The sequence below is a fragment of the Hoylesella marshii DSM 16973 = JCM 13450 genome (assembly GCF_000146675.1).
GTDB lineage: Bacteria > Bacteroidota > Bacteroidia > Bacteroidales > Bacteroidaceae > Prevotella > Prevotella marshii.
On sequence record NZ_GL397214.1, the window covers coordinates 765,028 to 786,850 of the forward strand.

The 21,823-nt window shown below is 48.4% G+C and carries 16 protein-coding genes; 10 read left to right on the forward strand and 6 right to left on the reverse strand.

What is annotated here, in order from left to right:
• Positions 1 to 35 precede the first annotated feature (35 nt).
• Positions 36 to 1,349 (reverse strand): hypothetical protein, encoded by a 1,314-nt coding sequence (locus HMPREF0658_RS03240; protein WP_081439452.1) that lies wholly within the window; start codon positions 1,347 to 1,349, stop codon positions 36 to 38.
• A gap of 272 nt (positions 1,350 to 1,621) precedes the next feature.
• A complete protein-coding gene (locus HMPREF0658_RS03245; protein ID WP_244860895.1) occupies positions 1,622 to 4,315 on the reverse strand; it encodes a C10 family peptidase in 2,694 nt (897 codons plus the stop codon).
• Between the two features lie 711 nt (positions 4,316 to 5,026).
• Here HMPREF0658_RS03245 and HMPREF0658_RS03255 point away from each other — a divergent pair.
• The 4 genes from HMPREF0658_RS03255 to HMPREF0658_RS03270 all read left to right on the forward strand — a co-directional run bounded on the left by HMPREF0658_RS03255 (position 5,027) and on the right by HMPREF0658_RS03270 (position 9,482).
• Complete coding sequence (locus tag HMPREF0658_RS03255; protein ID WP_006948504.1) at positions 5,027 to 5,983, forward strand: LuxR C-terminal-related transcriptional regulator; 957 nt, start codon at positions 5,027 to 5,029, stop codon at positions 5,981 to 5,983.
• Between the two features lie 39 nt (positions 5,984 to 6,022).
• Complete coding sequence (locus HMPREF0658_RS03260) at positions 6,023 to 7,090, forward strand: mannose-1-phosphate guanylyltransferase (protein ID WP_006948505.1); 1,068 nt, start codon at positions 6,023 to 6,025, stop codon at positions 7,088 to 7,090.
• 72 nt (positions 7,091 to 7,162) lie between these two features.
• Complete coding sequence (gene gmd, locus HMPREF0658_RS03265) at positions 7,163 to 8,248, forward strand: GDP-mannose 4,6-dehydratase (RefSeq protein WP_006948506.1); 1,086 nt, start codon at positions 7,163 to 7,165, stop codon at positions 8,246 to 8,248.
• A 55-nt stretch (positions 8,249 to 8,303) separates the two neighbouring features.
• A complete protein-coding gene (locus tag HMPREF0658_RS03270; RefSeq protein WP_024990934.1) occupies positions 8,304 to 9,482 on the forward strand; it encodes a GDP-L-fucose synthase family protein in 1,179 nt (392 codons plus the stop codon).
• A 97-nt stretch (positions 9,483 to 9,579) separates the two neighbouring features.
• Here the strand turns inward: HMPREF0658_RS03270 and HMPREF0658_RS03275 are convergent, their stop codons facing one another.
• Positions 9,580 to 10,317, reverse strand: a complete 738-nt coding sequence (locus HMPREF0658_RS03275; protein ID WP_006948508.1) for a nitroreductase family protein — start codon at positions 10,315 to 10,317, stop codon at positions 9,580 to 9,582.
• A 541-nt stretch (positions 10,318 to 10,858) separates the two neighbouring features.
• On the opposite strand from HMPREF0658_RS03275, the gene HMPREF0658_RS03280 reads away from it, so the two are divergent.
• From HMPREF0658_RS03280 to rodA, 6 genes are all read left to right on the forward strand, one after another.
• Positions 10,859 to 11,452 (forward strand): bifunctional phosphoribosylaminoimidazolecarboxamide formyltransferase/IMP cyclohydrolase PurH, encoded by a 594-nt coding sequence (locus HMPREF0658_RS03280; protein ID WP_006948509.1) that lies wholly within the window; start codon positions 10,859 to 10,861, stop codon positions 11,450 to 11,452.
• A gap of 129 nt (positions 11,453 to 11,581) precedes the next feature.
• Entirely contained in the window at positions 11,582 to 12,604 is a 1,023-nt protein-coding gene (locus HMPREF0658_RS03285; protein ID WP_006948510.1) for a rod shape-determining protein, read from the forward strand.
• Between the two features lie 4 nt (positions 12,605 to 12,608).
• A complete protein-coding gene (gene mreC, locus HMPREF0658_RS03290) occupies positions 12,609 to 13,475 on the forward strand; it encodes a rod shape-determining protein MreC (protein WP_006948511.1) in 867 nt (288 codons plus the stop codon).
• An 11-nt stretch (positions 13,476 to 13,486) separates the two neighbouring features.
• Positions 13,487 to 13,984, forward strand: coding sequence for a rod shape-determining protein MreD (gene mreD / locus HMPREF0658_RS03295; RefSeq protein WP_006948512.1), 498 nt, complete (start codon positions 13,487 to 13,489; stop codon positions 13,982 to 13,984).
• A 24-nt stretch (positions 13,985 to 14,008) separates the two neighbouring features.
• Positions 14,009 to 15,859, forward strand: coding sequence for a penicillin-binding protein 2 (gene mrdA / locus HMPREF0658_RS03300; RefSeq protein WP_006948513.1), 1,851 nt, complete (start codon positions 14,009 to 14,011; stop codon positions 15,857 to 15,859).
• Complete coding sequence (gene rodA, locus HMPREF0658_RS03305) at positions 15,840 to 17,309, forward strand: rod shape-determining protein RodA (protein WP_006948514.1); 1,470 nt, start codon at positions 15,840 to 15,842, stop codon at positions 17,307 to 17,309. The genes mrdA and rodA overlap by 20 nt, the downstream gene beginning before the upstream one ends.
• Before the next feature lie 657 nt (positions 17,310 to 17,966).
• Here rodA and HMPREF0658_RS03310 read toward each other — a convergent pair.
• The 3 genes from HMPREF0658_RS03310 to HMPREF0658_RS03320 are packed head-to-tail and all read right to left on the reverse strand — an operon-like array spanning position 17,967 to position 21,635.
• Entirely contained in the window at positions 17,967 to 19,691 is a 1,725-nt protein-coding gene (locus tag HMPREF0658_RS03310) for an acyl-CoA dehydrogenase family protein (RefSeq protein ID WP_006948515.1), read from the reverse strand.
• 48 nt (positions 19,692 to 19,739) lie between these two features.
• Positions 19,740 to 20,762 carry an electron transfer flavoprotein subunit alpha/FixB family protein gene (locus HMPREF0658_RS03315; RefSeq protein WP_006948516.1) on the reverse strand — a complete coding sequence of 341 codons (1,023 nt, stop codon included), beginning with the start codon at positions 20,760 to 20,762 and terminating at the stop codon, positions 19,740 to 19,742.
• Between the two features lie 3 nt (positions 20,763 to 20,765).
• A complete protein-coding gene (locus HMPREF0658_RS03320) occupies positions 20,766 to 21,635 on the reverse strand; it encodes an electron transfer flavoprotein subunit beta/FixA family protein (RefSeq protein ID WP_006948517.1) in 870 nt (289 codons plus the stop codon).
• Between the last annotated feature and the right edge of the window lie 188 nt (positions 21,636 to 21,823).

Below are 21,823 nucleotides of genomic sequence, written 5' to 3' on the forward strand. Positions count from 1 at the left end.
TGTATTATGTTTATAATGTGTGGTTGATATTTCTTTTAGAGGAAGAAGCCTTCATACGCCACGCCCAAATTGATACTGGGTTCATTGTTGAAAGCTTTGTCGAGGAAACGCTGGGAATAATGTGCCTTGATAGCTACTTGCGGGATGGGATGATAATTCACGCCCACAGCCACGCATTTCCGTTTTGTATATCCGTAAGACGGCTGCGAACGCTCCTCTCGGTAAGAATCGTAATAATCATATCTGCTGAAGATGTAGAGTTTTTGGTTGTCGTTACGCAGTCGGGGTATCTGGGAAAAGATGTCATAGCCAGCCTCAATGCCTATTGCCACAGCGTTTTTCCCCACATAAGTCTTATTATAGGGAGAGGTCTTAGGCATGTTGAGCTTGGCACTGTTCAGCATTGGTGTGCCTGATATGTAACCATAGTCAGCTTGCCCCCTTACGAGCCAATTATACCGGTTATAAGTGAAGTCGAACGAACCGATACATACCAATGCCTTGGTGCCGCCAAACGTCTTGTTCTTCCCTTCCATATTGTTGGGCGAAGTATTATGCATGGCCTGTCCTATGTAACCGCTCAGTCCCAAGCGAAGACCGTTTAGGGTATAGTTGTCTAAGCGAAGCGCGAATCCGTACTTATTGGCCGGCTTAAATTCATAGGGCGAACCGCTGCCGTTGTGTATCCAACCGTCTCTACTGAAGAGCAAAGCGTTCAAGCCGGCAACCATCTGCAACTCATAGCGGAAGTCTTTATAGCGTCCCCAAAAGCTAATGCCCGTATCGTGCCATGTGCTCGGCAGAATAGTATGTTCTCCTTCCGGACGATACACAGTGAAGAAGTTCAACGGCTCATGGTGGGCGTTGTTCAACCCCACGGGTACCACAATATGTCCCATACGAATGTTAGCCCACTTGCCAAAGGTCTTCTGTATCCAAAACTGCTCAAGCTCTACTTCACCACCTTTCTCAACTTCGGTTTCGTATTCACCACCTTCATCGGCCTCAAGTTCTACGGCACTACCCGTTCCGGTATGCTCGAATTCTATTTCAGTGCCCAATGTCCAGCCTTTTCCAAAATCGTAGCCAAGGTAAATAACGGCATGGGGAATATCGAAGCGACCATTGCTTGGATCGTCTTTATATTTCTTCGGACTGCTGTAGCGGTAAACATTATCACTGTAGAAGTTGCGGGAATAAGCCACTTCTCCATAGCCGCCAAGACTCAATCGGTTACCCGACGCATGGCTCATCACACTATCTGCGGCGTTCACCTGCCCCTTTACGGGAGCGGGAAGCAGGGCTACGAGGAAAAAGATTATCTGCAAAATCGTTGAAAGTCTGTTCATTTTATAAGTCTGTTGGTCTTCAAATCGTTGGCAAAGGTACGGGAAATCCATCGTATTAACAATACTTAAAAAGCACTATCATTTGTTTATAATCTCTCTCTTACCTACCTACTAACGATGAACAAAACCCGTGTTCTCATCTATTTTATAGATGGAATACAAGGAATAGGCTGACGAATAAGGACGCGGGAAATAGACTTGTGCCCTCAACAAGGTTGTTGTTGAGGGCACATGACATAGGTTGGGTTTAATAGATCGATGCTGAATACATCTTACCGCAAGGCTTCGGTATCAGGCCGGTGAAGGAATTTATAAATGCGATGTTGTCTTCCTGCTTCTATTCGCAGCAGATATACACCTTGTTCCAGACCTTGAAGAGAGATTGTGGCATAACTTCCATCCATGGCCGATACCTGTTTGACAAGCGTACCGCCGACGTTATACAATCGTAAGGTTCTCAAATCGCTACCCGAGACTGTTAGTTGGTTGCCATCGTGCCTGATGTCGAAAGAGGTAGTGGCTGTGGGTGCGGTGTCTATTCCTGTAGGTACGTCATGGTAAAGGGTGAGTATATCGCCTTTCCGCTTGAGGTAACAGGTGGGTGCCTTCGGATTTTTCAACTCCACGTCCTTGCCTTCTATCTGCCCCATCACAATTACCCGATAGGTATGTCCATCGGCCAATTGCAGATTGCTCTTGCGCAGCCAATAGCTGTAGAGCGGCACTTCGAAGGATGAAGAAATGGTGACATGGTCGTCGAACCCTCGTATTTTTATCTTTTCCTTTGTCTGTATGTCTTCGCAGAACATAGAAACGATACCTTCGTATGTCCTGTTTTCCGATGTGCGCAGCGCGACGGCGAGCTTGAAGTTAGGCACTCGCGAGATGTCGATACTGCCGGATGCAATCTTCTCGTTCGAGTCGTCGGCCAGAAAGACTTCAGCTTTTTCCATGAGAGGTCTTTCCTGTGCTTTTACCACATCAATATAGGCAGCATCCTTGTCGTGAATATTGTTTATTGGGCAGGGCAGGGTTTCTGCTTCGTCTGCTGATATTTCGAGCTTCACTTCATAGCGTCCTATAGCAATACCGGAGGGCAATGAAAGCACGATGGGTATTTCTGCTTCGGTAAAGCCCTCTATTTCTGTCGCCTTATCGGCACGCGTGTTCAACACAACCGTCTTGCTCGCATCAAGCAGCTGCACCCTTAGGTAACAATCGCGGGGCACTCCGTTGAGGTTTTTCACTGTGAAAACGGCTTGCACTTTCTCACCTTGTTCGGCTTTATCTGAGAGCCTTGGCTGTGCCATCAGCTGGAAATGAGCGTCTTCAGTACAAGTTTCGGAGATGCGAGCTGCGCCATTTGCTAATTCCACTTCTATGATGGGAGCTTTCTTCATGGGGAGGAACTCGTCCCATGAGCCGTCGTCTTTACGGGCTACACACACGGGAATAAGGCGATAATATCCGTTCCCGAGTCCTGCTAGACTAATCTTTACGGGCTGTGCCTGATTTATCAAGAAGTCTCGTCCCATAAAGCCTGCGTGGTCGGCGCCATAAATGCGCTGCGTGAGACCGCCGCTTGCATGGTCGTCAGAATAAGCCACTTGCTTTAGATTTCCCCCTTCGTCGTAGACGGCCACACCGATATCGCCTTTAAAGGGATTGCCTCTGTTTACGAAAGAATTCATCTCTACGGTTATCGTCTGCGACGGGTTAAAGGTTTTACCTGTTACGTCTTTCAGCGAGAAAGAACCTCCCTCATTGAACATCAGTTGCGGGGATGTTTCTAATAGACCTCGCTCTATGGCCGGATATTTTCCGTTGTTGGGATGTGCAAGGATTGCCGTAATGGCGCGGTTAAAGGCCAAAGGCTTGCCTTGAAACTCGTTTCCGGTTTGCGATAGGTTGAGAGCTGTGAGCGAATAGTAGGCATCGCTTTGTCCTTCCCAACCGAAGTTCATGTGAAAGAGACCGTTTTTGTCGAATCCGTCTGCCACCCACGCATGTCCCGAGGCAGAACCAGTGGGACGACCTTCCAGATAAACAGGACATCCGTTGAGTAACTCCTGTCGCAGTATCTCGGCAAAACGACTCGGCCCTTCCACCGCCCTTGTAATGTATGCAGCCGTGTAATCGAAATTCTTTTGCAGGGCTTGATACGCGAACAATCCCTGTGTACCGCTCGCATTGGGTGTATACTGCATAAAGGAAGCTATGCCGACATCGCTCATCAACAAGGCGACGGCATCTTCCTGTGCAGACGTTGCATGCACGGGATAGCGATAATCGGGCAACATGTTTGCCCAATCGTAGTGCGACTGACTGAAATCAGCACTTTTCTTGGTGTTATAGTAGGTTACGTTATATTCGTTCTTACCGCGTCCTTGGGCAGGCCATTGATAGTAATACATCATCTGCGCCACCGCCGTGGCCACGCATCCGCTATAGGGATAGCCGGTTTTAGCATTGAATGGGTGCGACTGTCCCCATTTGCTTTTCAGCAACGGAGACACGGTTTGTGAGTACTGACCGGCACGGGTATTGCCTTGAACAATCACCTTTCCTTCTTTCAGTACTTCAAACGTTTGCCGATAGCCTTCCAAGAGCAACTTTACGCATGGATTGGCGTTCAGCGTATCGAGTGTTCTCTCGGTGCTATAGGCCAGCACTTCACCCATTTCGTCGTCGCCAGAGACGATAACAAAGCCGCGCCCCCGTGCGTCGTTGAATATATAATAGGGAGCTTCTGTTGTTCGATTGATACCTCTCGTCTGTGCTTTTGCGCTATTGTTGTGAGACAGCGTAACGTATCTTTTTGCAATCTGAGCCGCTTTTTGCGGATTAATGTCTTTGCCATGAGCCGTCAGTGATACGGCAACGAGCATACCTGCGATAACCGATAATACGGCTACGGCATGGTGTCGATAACCTTTTCTTTCCATTGTTTCTGTATTCTGCTTCATTTCTTTTATGCGGTATTCCATTTCTATTATCCTGATTATTTGTTTTTTGCTATCCCGATAATCTTCGGAAACGGGTGCAAAGTTAATACTTTTTTCTCACATAAATCACTACTTGCACGTCTTATTGACGCTTCCCGACCACACATATCGGTTATACATCAAACCAACGGTTTGCCTATCAAATTGTAAAAGCATAGCTCCAATGCGCTGAAAGCATAGCTCTGACATCAGCAAAGCATAGCTTTGAGCACGTAAGAGGCATACTTTTAGAAAAACGTCCTTATGATTCTGGTTTTCAACCGGTTACAAATAAGACGAAGAGGTGGCGTTTTTATCTGTGCGAAAGCCGAAAAAGAAAAGAAGTGCAGCTTTCTGTTTATCTTCCCATCTTCAAGCCCGTATAGTTCAACTGAATTGGCATGTTCCACTGAGCCATCTCGAGTGATGTTAAGCTAAGCATCCCTGCACTTCTTCTTTTGTATCCGTTTATCATGATGTGACGTTGCAAAATTACGCCGATAACAGCAATCTTGCAATACTTAAAAATCGGTAATTTGATGAAATACTCACTTATAGGTATGTCAAGAGACAGAACCATACCTTATTATATGATAGAAACAATATACCCATAAATAATTATTGCGTAATTCAAAAAAAAACACTTATTTTGCATATCCTTTCGAAAAATCCTAACAACAAATAGGTAACGTCATGAGAAATCAGAAAATGTATGAACCTGATGATAAAATGATAACCATCATCAGAGATGATTATAGCTTGTTGCAGACACTCAGTGGCTTCGGAATCAATTTGGGTTTCGGAGACAAAACCGTGAAAGAAGTCTGCGAAGAGCAAGAGGTAGACACGTACACCTTTCTTTGTATCGTGAATTTCAGTGTAAATGAATTTCATAACTTTGAGGATGTAGAGAAACTCTCCATACCTACTTTGCTGCAATACCTGAAAGCCAGCCATGCGTACTTTATTGATTTTCAACTGCCTTACATACGAAAAAAACTGCAATCGGCACTTGACGAGAAAGACAATCTGGCGCGTTTGATTCTCAAACTCTACGACGAATATGCTCATTCGGTGCGTATGCACATGCAATACGAAGACAAGACAGTGTTTCCTTACGTGGATTCACTACTCAACAACACACCCAGCAGCAATTACGACATAGAGACTTACTCCAAACATCATGGACAGATAGACCTGAAGCTGAAAGAGTTGAAGAATATTATCATTAAATACCTGCCGAACGACGGCCTGCATAACAACCAGCTTTACGCCACTTTGTACGACATTTACAACAATGAGAACTGGTTGGCGATGCACGCCGAAGTGGAAGACCATATCTTTGTGCCAGCTATCCGGCACTTGGAACAGAAGTCGAAGCAGAACGACGTGTCGGTGAAAATTTCCAACATGATTAACCAAAACCAAACTTCCAATGAGAGCTTAAGCGATCGCGAGAAAGACGTCATCGTGAGTTTGGTACAGGGAATGACAAATAAGGAGATAGCCGACCACCTCTGCATCTCCATCAACACTGTTATCACCCACCGTCGCAACATCGCCCGAAAACTGCAAATACACAGCCCCGCAGGTCTCACTATCTACGCCATCGTCAATAATCTGGTAGACATCACAGCCGTGAAACTATAAACAGAGACCTTGCATACCTTATCATAAAACCCTTATCCTATGACTCCCAAGAATCATCATCTCGTTATCATGGCCGGAGGAGTGGGCAGCCGATTTTGGCCAATGAGTACTGCCGAATGCCCAAAGCAGTTCATCGACGTACTCGGAGTTGGCAAATCACTGCTCCAACTCACAATGGAACGCTTCGCAAACATTGCATCCCCCGAAAACGTATGGGTCGTAACCAACGAGAAATACGTAGACATCGTGCATGAACAACTGCCCGATGTACCCCGTACCAATATCCTCAGCGAACCTTGTCGGCGTAATACCGCACCCTGCATCGCCTATGTGAGCTGGAGAATCAAGACCCGTGATGCCAATGCCAACATCGTTGTGACACCCAGCGACCATATTGTGACCAATGTCGCAGAGTTCAAACGCGTCATCAATGCAGCACTACAATTCACCGGAGAGACAGATGCCATGCTTACATTGGGCATGAAACCCACCCGACCGGAAACCGGATACGGCTATATTCAAGCAGATCTCACGTCGAGCAGCCCGCGCAACAAAGAGATATTCCGTGTGGATTCGTTCCGAGAAAAGCCCGATTTACAGACCGCGTTGCAATACATTGAACGGAAGAACTATTTTTGGAACGCCGGCATCTTCATATGGAGCGTGAAGACCATCATCAATGCTTTCCGCATATATCAGCCCGCTATGAACCGTCTTTTTGAAAGTATGACCGACATTTACGGCACCGAACGCGAGCAAGAAGCCATCAACCGCATGTATCCCGAGTGCGAAAATATCTCTGTAGACTATGCTATTATGGAGAAAGCAGAAGAGATTTTCGTCTGTCCCGCAGACTTCGGATGGAGCGATTTGGGAACTTGGGGCGCACTGCTCATGCAAACCAAGCACGACCTTTACGGCAACAGTATCATCGGAAACAATGTCTCTGTCTACGACACGCAAAACTGCATCATTCATACCACAGAAGAGAAAAAAGTCGTCGTACAAGGACTTGACGGCTATATCGTGGCTGAAAAAGACGACACATTGCTCATCTGCAAACTCGCAGAAGAACAGAAAATACGTAGCTTCGCAGAAGAGGACTGACCCTGCACCAACAAGACGTTACCACGATGATAAGTCCCGATACCCCGCTTATCGAAAAAATACATTTGCAACATGAAGAAAAAGACAGCCCTTATCACAGGTATCACAGGCCAGGACGGCTCTTACCTGGCCGAATTGCTCATAGAAAAAGGTTATGAAGTGCATGGCCTCTTGCGACGCTCGTCCTCCTTTAATACCGCACGCATCGAACACCTATACCTCGATGAATGGGTACGCGACATGAAGAAAGACCGGCTCGTAAATCTTCACTGGGCAGATATGACAGACTCATCCTCACTTATCCGCATCATCGGGGAAATCAAACCGGCAGAAATCTATAACCTTGCTGCACAAAGCCACGTAAAAGTGAGCTTTGAAGTGCCCGAATATACCGCCGATGTAGATGCCGTAGGTGTACTGCGCCTCTTAGAGGCCGTGAGGATATGTGGGCTTGAGAAAACTTGCAGAGTGTATCAGGCAAGTACATCGGAACTCTATGGAAAGGTGCAGGAAATACCACAGACCGAGACGACACCTTTCTATCCGCGTTCGCCTTATGCTGTAGCTAAACTCTACGGCTTTTGGATTGTGAAAAATTATCGTGAGAGTTACGGCATGTATTGCTGCAACGGCATCCTCTTCAACCACGAGAGCGAACGGCGCGGAGAAACTTTCGTTACACGCAAGATAACGCTGGCTGCTGCCCGTATCGTGCAGGGCTATCAGGACAAACTCTACCTCGGAAACCTCGATGCACGACGGGATTGGGGATATGCACGCGACTATGTGGAGTGCATGTGGCTCATGTTGCAGCAGCAACAGCCTGAAGACTTCGTGATAGCAACGGGCGAGATGCACACTGTACGCGAGTTTTGCACGTTGGCTTTCCGAGAAGCGGGAATTTCATTGCATTGGGAAGGCAGCGGCATCGACGAGAAAGGTATCGATGAAAAGACGGGACGCACGCTTGTAGAGGTAGATGCCAAATACTTCCGCCCCTGCGAAGTAGAACAACTATTGGGTAATCCCGCCAAGGCAAAGAACTGTTTGGGATGGAATCCCACCAAGACTTCTTTCCGCGAACTTGTACGGCTGATGGTAGAACACGACATGAAGTTTGTTCGCAAACTTCATTTGAAAGACCAACTTTCCCAATAAACGAACTGTCGATACATGCTCCATCTGCGTGTATCGACAGTCCTATCTGCTTATTATGACACTGAATAAAGACACAAAAATCTATGTGGCAGGCCATCGCGGCTTAGTGGGGTCGGCCATTTGGAACAACCTCGAAGCCCGCGGTTACCACCATCTGGTTGGACGTACACATGCCGAACTCGACCTTACAGACCAAGCCGCCGTACGTCGTTTCTTTGACCGAGAACGTCCCGAAGTTGTTGTTGTAGCAGCCGCCTATGTGGGCGGTATCATGGCGAATTCACTCTATCGGGCAGATTTCATCATGCAAAACATGCAGATGCAATGCAACGTTATCAGCGAATCCTACGCTCATGATGTGCGGAAGCTACTCTTTCTCGGCTCTACCTGCATCTATCCTAAAGATGCCCCTCAACCGATGGAGGAAACAGCGCTGCTCACTTCGCCCCTCGAATATACCAACGAGCCATACGCCATTGCTAAGATTGCAGGTCTTAAGATGTGTGAAAGCTATAATTTGCAATACGGAACAGACTACATCGCCGTGATGCCTACCAATCTATACGGGCCTAACGACAACTTCCATCTCGACAACAGTCACGTCATGCCTGCCATGATGCGTAAAATATACCTTGCACAGCTCATTCACAAAGGAAGATGGGACATGATAAAATGCGACCTCGACAGCCGGCCTGTGCATGGTATCGACGGGTCGGCCACACAGGCCGATATTGAACGCACACTCGCCCGCTACGGCATTTACAACCATCGCGTTGTGTTGTGGGGGACAGGGCATCCGTTGCGCGAGTTCCTTTGGAGCGAAGACATGGCTGATGCTTGCGTACATCTCCTGCTCAACATTTCCTTTAAAGACATTATCGGCATTGAGAATTATTCATCGGTTATGCTTGGAGAAAAGGCTAACGCACGCATAGACCGTAACGCCGACACGGCTCGTGGGGGTGCCTTGCCACAGCTTGGAGACATCCGTAACTGCCATATCAATATCGGCACGGGTTCCGAAATCTCTATAGCTGACCTCGCCCACCTCATCGCCCGTACGATTGATTTTCAAGGAACAATTGATTTCGATACATCTAAACCCGATGGCACGCTACGCAAACTCACCGACGTCTCCAAGCTCCATTCTCTCGGGTGGCACCACAGCGTGGAACTCGACGAGGGAGTCGCCCGATTGTTCCAATGGTATAAGACCTCCATCGGTATCTTCTGATACTATGAAGACAGCAAAGGAGAACTTGCATATTTAACTGTAAACATGCGGCAAGAAGGGAAAGAAAAGAAAGGAATGGAAGCTCGTATGAGTTATTCTACAAAAAACCTTGACGGCGTAGGGCATCAAGAAAGGTTTTCGACAACGCCTCATTGTCTTTCCGTGTATATCGAATGTCGGTAAATACTTGAGCAAGCGTTTCCTTCCCATTGATTTCCACGAAATGCCTATTAGCGTCTAAGTTCTCTTTCTCTGTATAGCAATCATCGATACGCGCAGAGGTGTAGTCACTGTAGGTTTCTTCATGGACGATGGCACGTAGAGGCAGTCGGTCTGTCATGGGTGGTTCTTCATCAGGCCAACCCAGCGTAATGGTGGCTACGGGCATCACTAATTGAGGTAACTCTAAAATGTCGATGATTTGCTGCGGCATATAAACCGTTGTGCCGAGGTAGCAATAACCAAGTCCTTCTTCGTCGGCAAGATTGCATAAGGTCTGCGTATATAGCAGGGCATCTGTGGCAGCATTGATAAACGAGAGGAAATTGTCGTAGCCCGGATGACCTTTTCTGAAACTTGCCCATGCTGTAGTACGCCGGAAATCAGCGCAGATGGTGAGCACCACCGGTGCTTGCGTAACCATGGGTTGATTGAAGTGTACCGGTGCAAGACGGGCTTTCATCTCGTCACTGCGGGTAACGATAACACTGTAGAGTTGCAGGTTGCCCATGGTTTGTGTCCTTTCAGCCTCTGAGAGCAACCGATTGAGCAAGTCTTCCGATATGGGTTTGTCGGTATACTTACGTATAGTTTTCCTTGTAAGAATCGTTTTCATCTCTATTTTTTGTTGTTGTTTTATTGCTACAAATGTAGTATTTTTTATTGAGATACAAGCGGATTTTCATCAGTTGCATGCAGACGATGAAAAATTCACAACAAAAATCGGTGCTTTTTCACACGTATGATAGAGGGGTAATAATCCTTTTCGCGACATCCCGAAAAAGATAGTATGAAAAGATTCATGGCGATATTGAAAATTTAACAGCCTCAGTTTGCCATTTTCACAGTGTCAAATTACAAATTTGACACTGTCAGTTTTTTAACCTTAATCGGTCACGAGAATGCTTACTTACCTTTTTTATAGGAATGACACAGCTTCCTGTCATCTTTTATTCACTTGTCGGCATCTTGTCTGCCACCCTCTCTCAACGTACTCTACTACGCCTTCGACAAAATAACAAATCATCTGATCGGCCATTCAACAAAATCTGTACAGGAGTTAATGATTGATTGGGGATAAAAAAAGAATGATTCTTTCCACATTATCCATACTTTTTCGTACCTTTGCAACATTCAAAACGTAAAGTACGCAAGCTATGGCTGATACAAAAAGAATTAAGACAGCACTCATTTCCGTTTACCATAAAGACGGATTAGACCAGTTGTTGGCCATGTTAGATGCCGAGGGCGTGAAGTTCTTCTCCACAGGAGGCACACAGAAGTTTATAGAATCGCAGGGTTACAAGTGCAGCACAGTAGAGAGCATCACAAGCTATCCATCTATCTTAGGTGGCAGAGTAAAGACATTACACCCGAAAGTTTTTGGCGGTATATTGGCACGTCGCGACAATGAAGGCGACAAAACACAGATGGCTACATATGAAATCCCAGCTATCGACCTTGTTATTGTAGACCTCTACCCCTTCGCTCAGACAGTTGCCGAAGGTGCTTCTGAAGCCGAGGTTATAGAGAAAATAGATATCGGAGGTATCTCTCTTATTCGCGCCGGTGCCAAGAACTTCAAAGATGTAGTTGTCATACCAAGCAAGGCTGAATACAGCATACTGCTAAATATTCTCAATGAGAAGGGGGCGCAGACTGACATTGAAGAACGCAGAAGATTGGCAGAGCAGGCTTTCGCTGTGAGCAGCCGTTATGATACAGCCATCCACGCATGGTTTACAAGATAATCACAGCACACCACATATTATCGAAATTTTAATATCAACGGCAGCCACAAAGAACCGGAATACAAAGCGAGATATTCACGCTTCATCTCCTGTTTTCGTCTGCTGCCCTTAAAAACGAACAACATAAACATGGGATTTTTTTCTTTTATCCAAGAAATTGCAATGGACTTAGGCACTGCCAACACCATTATTATCAGCGATGATAAGATTGTAGTGGACGAACCATCGGTCGTTGCCCTTGACAGACGTACCGACAAAATGATAGCCGTCGGTGAGAAAGCAAAACTAATGTACGAAAAGGCGCACGACAATATACGCACTATCCGCCCACTGCGCGATGGCGTGATTGCCGACTTCACAGCCTGCGAGCAGATGATGCGTGGCCTCATCAAGATGGTGCACACAGGCAGTCGCTTGTTTTCTCCATCGCTACGTATGGTCATCGGCGTGCCATCGGGTTCCACCGAAGTAGAGCTGCGTGCTGTGCGCGACTCTGCAGAGCATGCCGACGGGCGCGACGTGTATCTCATCTTCGAACCTATGGCCGCAGCTATCGGTATAGGTATCGACGTAGAGGCACCTAAAGGTAACATGATAGTAGACATCGGTGGCGGAAGTACCGAGATTGCGGTTATCTCACTTGGCGGTATCGTATCCAACAACTCCATACGCACAGCCGGTGATGACCTGACAGCAGAGATACAAGACTACATGAGCAGACAGCACAATGTAAAAGTGAGCGAGCGCATGGCAGAACGTATCAAGATAAACGTAGGGTCGGCTTTAACCGAATTGGGTGAAGATGCTCCCGAAGACTACGTAGTGCATGGACCGAATAGAATAACGGCATTACCCATGGAAGTACCGGTATGCTATCAAGAAGTGGCACACTGTCTGGACAAAACCATTGCCAAAATAGAGAACGCTGTGCTATCAGCCCTTGAGAACACTCCACCCGAATTGTATGCAGACATCGTACAGAACGGTATCTATCTGACCGGCGGCGGTGCACTGTTGCGCGGTCTTGATAAACGTTTGAAAGACAAAATAAACATCACTTTCCATATAGCCGAAGACCCGTTGCACAGTGTAGCAAAAGGTGCAGGCATTGCATTGAAGAACGTAGACCGTTTCTCATTCTTGATGAGATAGGAAAATGCACAACTTAGTAGAGTTCCTCGCTAAATTCAACCATTGGCTCGTCTTTATTATACTGGAAGCACTGGGCTTCACGCTCTTGTTTCACTATAACAGTTATCAGGGAAGCGTGTGGTTCAGTTCTGCCAATACTGTGACAGGCATATTCTTTGAATGGAGCGCAAAGGTGGAACAATTCTTCGGTATGGTGAAGATGAACGAAACACTAACACGACGGAACATCTACTTAGAGCACAAGGCTGCGAGATTGGAGGAGACTTTACGCGACCGCACAGATGCAACGGAACAGCTCTACACAGCACAGAAACAGTTGCCGGAACGCTTTCGGTTTATCCCTGCAAAAGTAATCAGCAATTCCATACATCTGAAAGACAACCTGATGACCCTTAATAAAGGGGAGACAGACGGTGTGAGGAAAGATATGGGCGTGGTATGCGGAACGGGGATTGTTGGAATCATATATCAAGTGTCTACCCACTATTCCATTGTGCTACCCATACTTAATTCGCAGTCGAATATCAGTTGCAGCATAGAGAAGCGAGGATATTTCGGACAGCTCCGATGGGATGGCGGTTCTTCCCGTATAGCCTATGTAGAGGAAATACCGCGTCATGCGCGCTTCCGTCTCTATGACAGAGTGGTAACGAGCGGCTACTCATCCATCTTTCCGCCCGGAATCATGATAGGGAAAATTCTCCATGTTTACAACTCCAAAGATGGCATTTCATACAGCTTGATGGTAGAACTATCTACAGACTTTTCCAATCTGCGCGATGTTTGCATCATCGATGACAGCATGATGAAAGAACGGATAGAATTAATGCGTAATGCACAAGATTTGATGAAACCCAAAGATAACTTATAAAGAAAAAGACGATGGGCTTGGATTTATTACGCCGATTAACCGTGTTTATCGGTCTCTGCATCGCGCAGACGTTGGTATTGAACCATATCCACCTCTTCGGCTGCGCCACGCCGTTGCTATATATATATATGGTGGTGCTGTTTCCACGCAACTATCCCCGTTGGGGGATGTTATTGTGGAGCTTTCTTTTAGGCCTATCTATCGACATATTTTCAAATACGCCCGGTGTTGCAGCCACAGCAATGACCACAACAGCCTTTCTACAACCCTACTTACTTACTCCATTCCTTCAACGGGAAACTCCTGCAGAGCTAAAACCCGCAATAACCTCGATGGGTATGGCACGCTTCTCTTATTTCACCGTGCTGATAGTATTCGTATATTGTATCTTGCTTTTCAGCATAGAAGCCTTCAACTTTTTCAACTGGCTGCAATGGATAGAAAGCATCGTCGGCAGTACGGCTCTCACCGTATTACTTATTTTGGTGATAGAGAATGTCAGGCGGTAATAGCTCCCAAGCGCGTAATCACAGATGAAAGACTACGAATTAGATAAGAGAAGATTTGTCATTAGCGGGGTAGCCATTGCGATAGTGGTTATCTATATTGTGCGGCTCTTCGTGCTTCAGATTATGAGCGACGACTATCGGAAAAGTGCCGACAGTAATGCTTTCCTGAAGAAAATAGAATATCCATCGAGAGGTATTATCACAGACAGGACGGGAAAGCTGATGGTATACAACCAACCGGCCTACGACATCATGGTGGTGATGAACGAAGAGAGTGGACATCTCGACACATTAGAATTTTGCAAGGCACTGGGCATCACGAAAGAGTTCTTTATCCGCCGAATGAACGACATCAAGGACAAAACGAAAAACCCCGGTTATTCCCGCTTCACCCAACAACTGTTCATGAATCAACTCTCCGACAAAGAGTTCAGCGTATTTCAGGAAAAGATGTTCCGCTTCCCCGGATTCTATATACAGCGCAGAAGCATCCGGCAATATTCCTATCCCTATGCTGCCCATATTTTGGGAGATGTAGGCGAAGTGTCGCCCGCCAACATTGAGGAAGACGATTACTACCAACCGGGCGACTACATAGGAAAGTTAGGCGTCGAACGATACTACGAGAAACAGTTGCGCGGCGAAAAAGGCGTACAGATACTGTTGCGCGATGCCCACGGGCGCATACAGGGAAAATATCAAAACGGAGACTACGACAGAAAACCTCGTCCGGGGAAAGATATCACGCTGAGCATTGACCTCGACCTACAGGCACTCGGCGAACGACTTCTCGAAGGGAAGATAGGGAGCATCGTGGCCATAGAACCCTCTACGGGAGAAGTACTCTGCATGGTTTCATCGCCCACCTACGACCCGCGCATGATGGTAGGAAAGAAGCGCGGAAGAAACCATCAACTCCTTTCGCGCAATGTTTGGAAACCTTTGCTCAACCGCTCTATTATGGGACAATACCCGCCCGGGTCTACCTTTAAAACCTCGCAGGCACTCACCTACCTCACCGAAGGCATCGTCACGCCCCACACAATGTACCCCTGTTATCACGGCTTTTATTATAAAGGACTCCACGTGGGATGCCACGGGCACGCCTCACCCATTGCCGTGGTGGGAGCGTTGAGCACGTCGTGCAACGCATATTTTTGCTGGGGACTGTACCACATGATAGGCAACCGCCGCAAGTATGGCCGCCCGCAGACAGCACTCGACACGTGGCGCGACTATATGGTGAGCATGGGATTCGGCTATAAGTTAGGAATTGACCTACCCGGAGAGAAGCGCGGACTGATACCCAACTCCGGTTTCTACGACAAAGCCTATAAAGGTGCATGGAACGGACTAACCATTATCAGTATATCCATCGGGCAAGGAGAGGTGAATCTTACCCCGCTCCAAATCGCCAATTTAGGTGCAACGATTGCCAACAGAGGCTACTTCTATACCCCCCACGTGGTGCGAAAGGTGCAGGGCGAACCGCTCGACACGACTTTCACTTCGCGCCATTACACTAAAGCAAGCCGAAGTGCCTACGAATATGTCGTAGCCGGCATGCGCTCGTCGGTGGTAGGCGGCACGTGTCGTGCGGCCAACAGAGCCGACTATTTGGTATGTGGAAAGACGGGAACGGCACAGAACAGAGGGCAAGACCACTCGGTCTTCATGGGTTTCGCACCGATGAACAAGCCCAAGATTGCCATCGCCGTATATGTGGAAAATGGCGGATTCGGTGCAGACTACGGCGTGCCCATCGGCTCGCTCATGATGGAACAATATATTAAAGGTAGGCTCTCGCCCGCAAGTGAGGCCAGAGCAAGAGACTTTCAAAGAAGACGTATTGCGTATGGAACGGCAAACAGATAGACAACGCGGCGTGTTACAGTCGTTGGACTGGTGGACAATCGGCATCTACCTCGCCCTGCTCGCTTTCGGATGGATAAGCGTCTGCGGCGCCAGCTACACGTATGGCGATACAGACATTCTAAGCCTCGACAGCCGCTCGGGCATGCAAATCGTGTGGATAGGCACGTCGGTCTGTATCGGCTTTGTCATCCTCATGCTCGACGACCGCTTCTACGACACGTTTGCATACATCATCTACGCTGCCCTGTTGCTGCTGCTCTTCGCCACCATCTTCAATCCCCACGAGATTAAAGGCTCGCGCTCGTGGCTCGTGCTCGGCCCCTTGCGTCTTCAACCCGCAGAGTTTGCCAAGTTTGCCACCGCACTTGCCGTCGCGAAGCTCATGTCAAGCTACGGGTTCAACGCCGGCAACTTCCGCCACATGATGGCAGCCGTGGGCCTCGTGGTCTTACCCATGCTCTTCATCATCGGGCAACGCGAAACGGGCTCCGCCTTGGTTTATCTTGCCTTTTTTCTCATGTTCTATCGCGAGGGAATGCCCGGCAGCATATTGTTCACCGGCATTGCTATGACCATTTACTTCGTAGTGGGCATACGGTTTGAGGCAACACCGCTCTGGAATACGCCCACCTCCACCGGTCGTTTCGTGGTATTGCTGTTGGTGCAACTGTTTTCTGCCGGCATGGTATGGGTTTATTGCAAGCATTGGAAAACAGCGCTGCTCGTCGTGGCCTACGCAGTCGGCATCAGTCTGCTTGCCCTTCTCGTCTCCCGATTTATCATAGCGTTCGACATCCTGCCCATACAGCTCGGCATCACTGCGGCGATGCTCATCTACTTTGTGTATCAATCATTGCGTACCCGCGTCAACACCTACCTCTTCATCGGCTTATTTGCCATCAGCTCAGTAGCATTCTTCTATTCTGCCGACTATATGCTCAATCATGTCATGGAGCCTCACCAACGCGTACGTATCAACGTGTTGCTCGGCTTAGACGAAGACCTCGCCGGTGCCGGATACAACGTGCACCAAAGCGAGATAGCCATAGGATCGGGCGGTCTGCAAGGCAAGGGATTCCTCAATGGCACGCAGACAAAGCTCAAGTTCGTGCCCGAGCAAGACACCGACTTCATCTTCTGCACCGTAGGCGAAGAAGAAGGATTCCTCGGCTCCGCAGGCGTGTTGTTGCTGTTTCTCATATTGATACTCCGCCTCATCCACATAGCCGAGCGACAACCCTTCCGTTTCGGCCGTATCTACGGCTACAGCGTGGTCAGCATCTTCCTCTTCCACGTCTTCATCAACGTAGGCATGGTGCTCGGTCTCACACCCGTCATCGGCATCCCCCTACCCTTCTTCAGCTATGGCGGCTCCAGCCTCTGGGGCTTCACCATACTCCTCTTCATCTTCCTGCGCATCGATGCCAAACGCAACATGGTGTATCGATAACGAAACACGACAACAACAAAAACTTTTCTTCGTGGGAAACTGCCTATTACCGCTATAGGAAAGGCGAACTCACCCTTACACACCCGCACAGCAAGAGCAGATGTGAGACCTCTTTCGCGAGTATGGCTACACCGAGGCACTCGCCTTTAACCCCTCTCTCAAGTATAGAAGTTGTTGCCTCTATATAAGGAAGTCATCGCTCTTCGACGTAGAAATCCTTGTTCTTATATAGGGGAGTCATACCCATTAGCTATGGGAGTTATACCTCTTAGATATAGGACTTGTGCCCTATGAGATACGTAGGTATTTAAATTATCATCGGGTTGATAAATATTTTTCAGCGTGGTGATAAATATTTTTCATCGGGTTGATAAATATTTATCACTAAGTTGATAATTCGATTATCATAGTATAGAAGGGGTAACAGATGCAGTATCGTCCCGGTTCTCTCCCTGTTATCTTTTGTCGAGAACCTATAAGACATCATCGGTTGTCAGCAATCGGGGCAAGTCAGCAAGGATACTTTAGACAAAGGGGCGTGCGGGATAAGGATTCCCTACCTCGCGGAGATTGACAAATAGAAAAGATGCCCATTGGTTGTCATACCATTGGGCATCTCTGTGTAGCGGCCTTTCTGCCGAAAAACACGGCGGAAGGTTATTCGGCTTCGACTGTTGCTTGCCGGTAATCGGCGAGTGTGGCGGGGTCGAAAGAGCTGATGAAATGATGATGGGCAACGACCTCTTCCTCTGCGCGGGCAACAAACACTTGCGCGCTCTTGGCAAAAAGCTCGGGTGCCTTGCCTGCATCTTCGATAATGAGGAGCGACATGATGACATCTGCCGTCATGTTGTAAAGGCGACGGGCTAAGAAGTCTTGCAGCTCTTGGTCTCCTGCCTCTTTCACTTTGTCGATGGCTTCGCGAAGCATCGCGGCGAGCTTTTCGGTACGTGCCTTGAGCGGTTTCATCGCATCGGCCACGTCGCCGGCCAGCATTTCATCAATCATGGCCGTGTAGGTGCCGTTGGTGATATAACGGATGGCAGCAACTACCTGCAATTGGGTGGTTCCCTCGTAGATGGAGAAGATGCGTGCATCGCGATACAATCGCTGGCACTTGTATTCCATGATGAAGCCCGAACCGCCGTGCACCTGTATGGCATCGTAAGCATTCTGGTTGGCGTATTCGGAGTTCATGCCTTTGGCCAGTGGTGTGAAAGCATCGGCAAGTCGGGTGTAACGCTTCTGCTCGGCTTTCTCTTCGGGAGTGAGTTTGCGCTCACGGGCAATATCGTCGAAGGCTTTGTAGAGGTCTACGTAACGTGCGGTCTGATAGAGAAGGCTGCGTCCGGCATCGAGTTTGGCCTTCATCACAGCGAGCATGTCGTAGACAGGTGCCATGGCGATGATGGGCGTACCAAACTGCTTGCGCTCACGGGCATAGGCGAGGGCTTCGTCGTAGGCGGCCTGACTCACGCCGACACTTTGGGCTGCAATACCGAGGCGCGCTCCATTCATGAGTGCCATGACGTATTTGATAAGTCCCATGCGGGTGCTTCCACATAGCTCGGCTTTGGCATTCTTGTAGACAAGTTCGCAAGTGGGGGAACCGTGGATACCGAGTTTGTGCTCAATGTGGCGCACATCAACGCCGCCTTGGTTTCGGTCGTAGATAAACATGGAAAGCCCACGGCCGTCGCGGGTGCCCTCTTCAGAGCGTGCAAGGACAAGGTGTATGTCGGAATCGCCGTTGGTGATGAATCGCTTCACACCGTTGAGCAACCAGCATCCGTCTTTCTCGGAATAGGTGGCTTTGAGCATGACGCTTTGCAGGTCGCTTCCGGCATCCGGCTCGGTGAGGTCCATAGACATGGTTTCTCCGGCACAGACGCGGGGTATGTATTTCTGGCGTTGTTCTTCGCTACCGAACTCGTAGAGTGTCTCGATGCAGTCTTGCAGCGACCATATGTTTTGGAAACTCGCATCTGCTGCGGCCACGATTTCCGAAGCAATGGAGTAAGGTGTGATGGGGAGATTGAGCCCACCATATCGGCGTGGCATGGAGATTCCCCAAAGGCCTGCCTTGCGGGTGGCATCAAGGTTTTCGTAGGTTTTAGAAGCATATATCATGCGTCGGTTCTCGTGGTGAGGCCCTTCAAGGTCTACGGCTTCGCTGTTGGGCTCGATAATGTTGGCGGCGATGTCGCCCATGATGTCGAGCAAGCGGTCGTAGTTTTCCATCGCATCGTCGAAATCAACGGGTGCATCGTCGTAGGTGTCTTTATCGGCAAAGTTGCGTTCTTTCAACTCAACGATGCGCTTCATCAATGGGTGGTGGAGGTGGAACTCCAACTCCGGATGGTCTTTATAATAGTTTGCCATTTGGTTTTCGTTTAAACGGTGGCAGTGTCTGTGCACGGCCGCCAAGATTTATTTGCTGTTGCTCTTGTAGTATTTGATGAGTTTGGGGACGACCTCTTCTACCGTTCCGACAATCACATAGTCGGCAATGGCATTGATTGGTGCGTCGGGATCGCTATTCACCGAGATGATGATACCGCTGTCTTGCATACCCACGGTATGCTGTATCTGTCCGGAGATGCCACAGGCGATATAAACTTTGGGATGGATGGTGAGCCCCGTCTGACCTATCTGTCGGTCGTGGTCTGCCCAGCCGGCATCCACTGCCGCACGACTTGCACCTACCTCACCATGAAGCTCTTTAGCGAGCTTAAAGAGCAGGTCGAAGCCTTCTTTGCTGCCTACGCCATAACCTCCGGCAACTACTACGGGTGCACCCTTCAGGTTGTGTTGTGCCGTTTCCACGTGTCGCTCAATGACTTTCACAACATAGCACTCGGCGGGCACATAGTCTGCAACATTGGGATAGACTGTTTCGCAGGGATGGTTTGCATCGAGTATCTCACGCTTCATCACTCCTTCACGCACAGTAGCCATCTGGGGACGGTTGTCGGGATTGATGATGGTGCCGACGATGTTTCCGCCGAAAGCGGGTCGAATCTGATAGAGCAGGTTCTCATAGTGCTTCCCTGCTTTGCGGTCGTCATAGTCGCCAATCTCGAGTTGGGTGCAGTCGGCTGTTAATCCACTGGCCAATGCTGATGAGACGCGCGGTCCGAGGTCACGCCCGATGACCGTGGCACCCATCAAACAAATTTGCGGTTGCTCTTGCTTAAACAAGTTGACGAGAATTTCGGTATGAGGTGCAGACGTGTAGGGGAAAAGCCCTTCACCATCGAAAACAAATATTTTGTCGGCACCATAGGGGCGTATCTGGTCTTCCACCTTGCCCTTGATACCTGTTCCTGCTACCACAGCGTGCAGCTGAACCTTTAATTGGTCGGCCAATTTGCGGCCTTTTGTGAGCAACTCCTGCGACACTTCGAGTACGCGCGTGCCTTCAATCTCACAATATACAAATACGTTGTTCATAGCTCAGCCTATAATTTTTTCGTCTAACAATTCTTTGATTACGCTTTCCACGTCGGCATCGCTCGCCGTCAGTGTCTTGCTTTCCTTGGCTTGGAAGGCAATGTTCTGAATGGTTTTCACCTTTGTAGGCGACCCGCTAAGTCCGCATTGCGACGCATCACCATCGATGTCGGCCACCGACCACTGGTTCAGCGTGAGATAAGGACGGCTTTCATAAAGTGTGGAATAAGGATTATCGGCCGACCGCTCCAAAGGACAGGTGGCACGTTTATATTTCATTACCAACTTGGTATTGCAGGGACGACAGGGCGCAGCACTACCGTTTACGGTAATCACCACGGGCAACGGTGCTTCCACAGTTTCCACTCCGCCATCGATATGACGACGTATTGTGGCTTTTCCGTTTTCGATTTTCAGTATTTCCTCTGCATATGTCACCTGATTGATACCCAATTTCTGGGCTACCTGCGGGCCAACTTGCGCTGTATCTCCATCAATGGCTTGACGTCCGCCGATAACAATGTCTACATTGCCTATCTTTTTGATGGCCGTAGCTAAGGCGTAGGACGTAGCCAAGGTGTCGGCACCGGCAAACAGCTTATCGGTTAATAACCATCCGGTATCAGTGCCGCGGTAGAGGCCTTGACGGATGATTTCGCCGGCACGGGGCGGCCCCATGGTGAGGATTCCTACTGTGGTGCCCGGAATTTGCTCTTTAATGCGCAGAGCCTGTTCGAGCGCGTTCAGGTCTTCGGGGTTGAAAATGGCAGGCAAAGCAGCACGATTGATGGTGCCGTCAGCCTTCATTGCGTCTTTCCCCACATTTCTGGTATCAGGTACTTGCTTAGCAAGTACAACAATTTTCAAACTCATAAATAAGTATTGTTATGTGAATTTTCAACTGCAAAAATACACTTTTTTTACATCTTTCCAAAGAAAAAGTTACCAAATAACAAGGACTTCACTCATTGGAATCACACCATCCAATGGTTTCAGCAACAGGTTTATTTCCTATTTTCGGTTGAATTTCGCAAAATAGTTATCAATTTCCGGACGCAATT